5 protein-coding genes are annotated in these 6,000 nt (G+C 55.3%); all 5 read left to right on the forward strand.

Going from position 1 to position 6,000, the window contains the following annotated elements; genetic code table 11:
- Window positions 1-473 precede the first annotated feature (473 nt).
- Window positions 474-1,079 (forward strand): recombinase family protein, encoded by a 606-nt coding sequence (locus tag HV773_RS21350; RefSeq protein WP_129562398.1) that lies wholly within the window; start codon window positions 474-476, stop codon window positions 1,077-1,079.
- Between the two features lie 320 nt (window positions 1,080-1,399).
- A complete protein-coding gene (locus tag HV773_RS21355) occupies window positions 1,400-2,806 on the forward strand; it encodes a 3'-5' exonuclease (protein ID WP_129562399.1) in 1,407 nt (468 codons plus the stop codon).
- Between the two features lie 5 nt (window positions 2,807-2,811).
- Window positions 2,812-3,480, forward strand: a complete 669-nt coding sequence (locus HV773_RS21360; protein WP_129562400.1) for a DarT ssDNA thymidine ADP-ribosyltransferase family protein — start codon at window positions 2,812-2,814, stop codon at window positions 3,478-3,480.
- Between the two features lie 10 nt (window positions 3,481-3,490).
- Window positions 3,491-5,272, forward strand: coding sequence for an ADP-ribosylglycohydrolase family protein (locus HV773_RS21365; protein WP_160113457.1), 1,782 nt, complete (start codon window positions 3,491-3,493; stop codon window positions 5,270-5,272).
- A 218-nt stretch (window positions 5,273-5,490) separates the two neighbouring features.
- The gene (locus HV773_RS21370; RefSeq protein WP_129562402.1) at window positions 5,491-5,772 is read left to right on the forward strand and encodes a hypothetical protein; all 282 of its coding nucleotides are present in this window, start codon (window positions 5,491-5,493) and stop codon (window positions 5,770-5,772) included.
- Window positions 5,773-6,000 lie beyond the last annotated feature (228 nt).

Genomic DNA, 6,000 nt, shown 5'->3' on the forward strand with positions numbered 1-6,000 from the left:
TCAGAGAGCGGTAATCCGGAAAATCACATTGCCCCCAGACATAATCCCGCAAGGCAACGCGACCCCGCATTTTAGTGTGAAGAATGCAGTTACTGGAAATCAGGCTGCAATATCTGACAGGGATAGCCTGAATACTATGCATCCAGCATCGCCGGCCATGCCGGATTCTCGCAGCTCCAGCATGGGCGTCCATGCACCATATATATTCAACGTGTCGAACCTCAACGCAGTTACATGTCCGGAAAAGCGATAGCTGGGCCCGTTTGAGTGTTGTCTCGATGCGTATCGAAACATTTGCCGCTTCTGCTGGCCCGGGCGGAGACGGCTGCCACAGTAGACGGAGAACCACTAGCTCTTTTGGGTACACCGTAACGAGTCAGCGGCACGGATGCTGGCACTTGGATCAACAGGATCAACCGTAAGTTTGAGCCATGCTATAATTGATCCATATATATTAATGATCCATACAAATCATGCGCAAGCTCTACTACGGGCGGATTTCCACCACGGACGGCCAGTCCTCGGCAAGTCAGTACGACGACGCCAAAGCCCACGGCGTGCAGGACAAGGACGTTTTCATTGACGAGGGCGTGAGCGGATACCACGTCGCGCCCGACGAGCGGGAACAGTGGCGAAAAGCGGAGCACGATCTGCGCCACGGCGGCGTCCTCATCGTACGCTGGCTTGACCGGATCAGCCGACGCTACGACGAACTACACCGGACGATGCGCCGGTTGATGGACCTCGGTGTTCGCGTCGAATGCACACTCAATGGGATGGCTTTTGACGGGAAAGCTAAAGACCCCATCGAGAAAGCGACGCGCGATGCAGTGCTGGCATTCATGGCGGCACAGGGCGAAGCGGACTACCGCAACCGAGCAGAGATGCAGCGTCGCGGCGTAGCGATTGCGAAAGCAGAAGGAAAATACAAGGGGCGCGCGCGATCCCACGACTACGCAGCCATCAAGGCATGGCGGGCTGAAAGCGGCGCGAGCATACGGGAGACCGCTGAGAAATTTGGAGTGGGAACGGCAACGGTAAAGCGTGCATGTGCAGAGCAAAGAGTTCCTAGCCTGTAGCCACGCGCGGAAAGGTGTGCCAACGGCGATCAACAAGTGTGGTTGCAGTTGTCTTTCGCTTTCTGGGACGCCAGCGGCGCTGTTCCTTGTTGGGCGTATTTTTTGCGGAGAATGCATTGCAGCATAAGATACTGCACGCACTGGCGGTGGCTCAACCATCTCAGCTTCCGATTCCCGCCGAGGGCTGGCAGGTTCACGGTTCCGATGAACCTGGTGTTCGTATATCATCAAACGTCGAAAAAATAAGCGACGGCGTGGTTGGATAGAAAGCAGGCGCTTCTGATCGCGTTGCGCACACAAATCATCTTCCGGGGAAGTACATGTTAGCTTTGGGTAACCACGGCGCTACAGCAGAACAGCTGCCGATCATCAGTGGCACCCGTATGGGTATTGAAATGATCCGCGGCGCTGCTGGGAGCGGCAAAACGTCGACGGCGCTCCTTAGGCTTGAATCGCTGGCCCACACATTTGTCGCGCGCAGGAAGCGTTTGGCGCTCACTGGACCCGTTAAAGTTCTCGTGCTGACGTTCAATCGCACCTTGGCAGGATACGTTGAGCACCTCGCTGCCAGCCAGTTGGCGACCTTTGCTGATGTTTCATGCGAAATCAATACGTTTGCCGCATGGGCAAACCGATCGCTAGGCAGTCCCTCTATTATCGAGATGGAGGCTCGCGAGTCGATGCTTCGGCGCTTGGGCGCCGGGGTCAAGCTGGATTCCGACTCTCTGTTAAGTGAAATTGAATACGTTTGTGGGCGCTTTCGTCCAGGCGAAAGGTCAAACTACGTCACGCTTGAGCGTACAGGACGCGGGAATGCGCAGGCAGTGCCCCGATCCCTGCGTCCGTCAATCCTCACAGTGATCGACGCCTTTTACAGTGAGCTGGCATCTTACCGGGGGGGCGGTTGGCTGGATTGGCATCTGCTGGCGGAGCAGATGCTAGGCATGGCCTCGCAACAGTACGATATCGTCATTATTGATGAGGCACAGGATTTTTCCGCAAATCAACTTCGGGCGGTGCGCCATCACTTGGCCGATCCTTACTGCCTTACGTTGGTTCTGGATACCGCACAGCGACTGTACCCTCGTGGCTATACGTGGGCGGAGACTGGCTTGGACATGCAGCAAGCCCGATATCATCGGCTGCGCGAAAATCATCGCAATACCGTTGAAATTGCGCAGTTTGCTGCGGGCGTCGTCGACGGTCTGGCGCTCGATGACGATGGTACTCTTCCTGATTTCTCTGCTGCGACGCGCCACGGCGAGAAGCCGCTCGTCTGCGTCGGTAAATATAGCAAGCAACTCCAATTTGCAATTGATTGGATAAAGGCAAACGTCGACCTTACCAAAGAGACCGTTGCGTTTCTCAAACCTCGTGGTGGAAATTGGTTCAGTGATATCCGGAGTGCATTGAATGGGAATGGACTTGGATACGTCGAAATAACTCAAAATCGTAACTGGCCCATCGGGCACGAGAATATTGCCCTCTCAACGATGCATTCGGCGAAAGGTCTTGAATTCGACCACGTCATAATCCTGGGGCTGAACGCCGAGAATACCCCGCATGGTGATGGCGCGGACGATGAGGAACTGTTGCTCCTTAGGCGATTGTTGGCAATGGCAGTGGGCCGTGCGCGCAAAACGATGGTTGTTGGCTACAAGGCGACTGAGGCCTCTGATCTGGTCCAGTTCTTTACGCCCGGAACGTTTAACCTTTTGACGCTGTGACATCTATGAGCGAGGAAATCAAAGAGATTGTTGCGGCCCGGGGTATTAGCGAGGTGGTGCATTTCACCTCGAATCATGGGTTGGTTGGATCACTGCAAGTCGGGTCAGTTGTTTCTCGCAGGCAACTGCCAGCGGAGAAGCACTTGGCATATATTGCAGCCCCAACGTCGGCGACGCGTCGCGAGGCTGAGGCGTACTTCGACAAAAACGAGGATTGGCTCGACTTTGTGAATCTTTCGATATCCGAGATTAACACAAGTTATTTTAACTTTGCCTCAAAGAAGTGGCATGTCACCGGCGATCGATGGTGGGCGATTCTCGCGTTTTCCCCTGACATTTTGTCGCACGATGGCGTGTACTTTGCGACGACGAACAATATTTACGAGCATGTTTCACGGCAGTCCGACGCAAACGGTTTGCAGAGTCTTTTTTCTCAAACGGTAAGGCGTAAGGTTAGCTGGACCGCTTTCAGGCGTGATAGGGCTGACAACCTGCCAACTTGTGAACAAGCCGAGGTGTTGTATCCGAAGCGATTGTCGCTCAACCATCTCGAGAAAGTCTACGTCCAGAACGGGGACGACTACGACCTGGTGTCAGGTTGGTTGAACTATTACAAACGGCCGAATGTGCAAGTGGTGATTGATGCAGCAAAGTTTGATGGTCAACCAAACTAATGGAGTCCGAGTGAATTCGGCATTGGATAAAGCGATAGTCAATTCGGCACTTTGGGCGGCCGCCGGTGACGCGCTCGGTTGGATCACAGAGCTCACTGACGAGCGTGGCGTCCGTCGACGCATCGGCGGAGAAGTGCTGCATGAACCAATTGCGTGGAAGCGAAAGATAGGCGGTATCTCGGGCACTCAGATACAGCTCCCCGCTGGAACATACTCGGATGATACTCAGTTGCGCTTGGCTGTCTGTCGCGCGATCCGAGGCGATGGTACTTTCGACGTAGAACTTTTCGCGAAGGTTGAGCTTGCCGTATGGCCAGCATACGCGCTAGGTGCGGGAAGAGGTAGCAAGGCTGCTGCGGCCAACTTGGCGAAGCGAGACGTCAATTGGTTTTCCAACTTTTTCTCGTATGGTGATGGGCGTTCGTACGTCGATGGCGGCGGGAATGGCGCAGCAATGCGTATCCAGCCGCACGTATGGCGCAGGGCAACCACCGGTGATCGCAGCTTCTTACTTGATGTCATCAGAGATTCCATAACGACTCATGGGAGCATGCTTGGCCTATGTGGTGCTGTCTTCCATGCGGACTGCTTGTCGTTCACGCTGCAAAATCGCGAAATACCTGGGCCAGAAGAGTGGATGCGCTTTGTCGACGAGTGGACTGCAATCGAGGATGTCATTCGCAACGACTACCAATTGGGCCGGTTTTGGCTCGCAGCTTGGGAGCGGGCTAGCAATATCGGCCTGGCGACCTCGATTGCGCACGTCGCTGAGGAAATGCGAGGTTATATTCTTCGACTCCGCGAGCTGTCTCCGAACTGGAGCAAGAGTTATCGAGAGTGCGTCGAAATGCTGGACGGTTTCGGTGCTCGGCAGGGTACGGGCACTAATACTGCCCTCTCCGCAGTCTTTTTGGGTTGGACGGGGCAAGATGCCGCCCCGGAGGACGTGCTACGTTGCGCCGCAAATACTATCGGCTCAGACACGGACACAATTGGGACTATGGTTGGTGCGCTGCTCGGTGTGATTGCGTCGGATGAGCCGTCATGGCGAATCCAAGATCGAGAGTACATACGATCCGAGGCTCTCCGCATGGGGGCGATCGCGCGAGGAGAAAGCTGCAGCAGCTTCAATTATCCGGACCTTATAGACTGGCAAACTCCCTCTACGCAGACCGACGCAGTTGGGGCAGTCGACGGTCGGTTAGCATTGGCAGGAATGGGTTTCTTGGAGCCTTTTGGTGAGTCTTGGAAGAGCGGGGAGTTTGCGTTCGAATGGTTCAAGCTCGCTTTTGGTCAAACGGTCCTTTGCAAACGGCGCATGAAGGGGGTGAAACCCTTGGATGCGAGGTTATTGCCTGCTGCGCCGACAGAATCAATTGGCCCGGCTGTGCCGGCCGCCGATGACGTGAAGTCCGTTGAACAGCTCTCTCTGTCGGCTCGCACGGAACGTACACAGTCGGGTCGCGGAAAGGCGACCGAACACAGGCGGTCAGGTGGCCACATTGAACGTGCTGGGCCAACCCCTGATATGTTTGAAGACCGAGTTGCCTCGGAACCAGCACGACAGACAGTTGCTTCCAAACAAGAAGCTGTGTTCGCTGCCCATGAAAACTCCGAGCGCGTGGCATTGGATGTACTAAGCGACGTTGCTATACGCAGCAACTTTGACCCATCCGTAATTGGTGAATGCTTCTTGCACTGCATCGACGCTCCGGATGGTATTGAGCGCGGTATAGGATTCTCCGCGATCTTGGCAAAGGCGTTCTTGGCTAGAAAGCGGCGCCGTGGATGACGACCTGAGCAACCAGCATTAGTTTCAATATAGTTGTGGTAATGAGGCCGCGACGGCTGGCGGGGGTGCTAAGGTGGCGCCTCCGCCACCGGGCGCACCTGTTCGCGGAAAAGAGCAAGAAAAGTGCGGTTGCCTACATTGCCCACTTGACGCGCGACACGACTGCATTCAGCCTCAAGCTAGCCGAAACCTAGCCTGCCACAAAGAGGGAGACTCTTATGGCCAACGTTCCGATGAGGCAGGTGATGATGCTAGCGCCTGGCATGCGCATCAGCGCAAAACATGTCATCGATGTGGACCGCGTGCGTCATTGGCGATATGCGAACGAATGCCCGCCCCGCTTCGCACCGGTAGTTCCGCCACGTGAACTGGAAATCTTCGAGGTCCACAAGGCAATGGTAGAACCGTGGATCAAAGCATGGCTGCCGCACACGCACGACACGATGTATCTGAAGATTGCGGGCTCAGAACTGTCGTCCTGCTTCTATCTCGTTGAGTAAGCAATTGTGCGCAGGGACACACCATGTGCGATTGAGACAACCAGCGCGAGAGGCAACCGATGTAGGCCGATCACTGCCAGATGATAGACGAAGATGAATCATCCCGGCGGAGCCACGGAACCTGTCCGCATTTTTGTGGGCGAGGCGGTTAAAGGAATCGTTACCCGCGCGCCTGCGTGAATCGGTCGCCAAACAGGATAGCAAACTGGTTCATCGCCGACTTCCAGT

The sequence above is a fragment of the Paraburkholderia caffeinitolerans genome (assembly GCF_902859945.1).
Classification (GTDB): domain Bacteria; phylum Pseudomonadota; class Gammaproteobacteria; order Burkholderiales; family Burkholderiaceae; genus Paraburkholderia; species Paraburkholderia caffeinitolerans.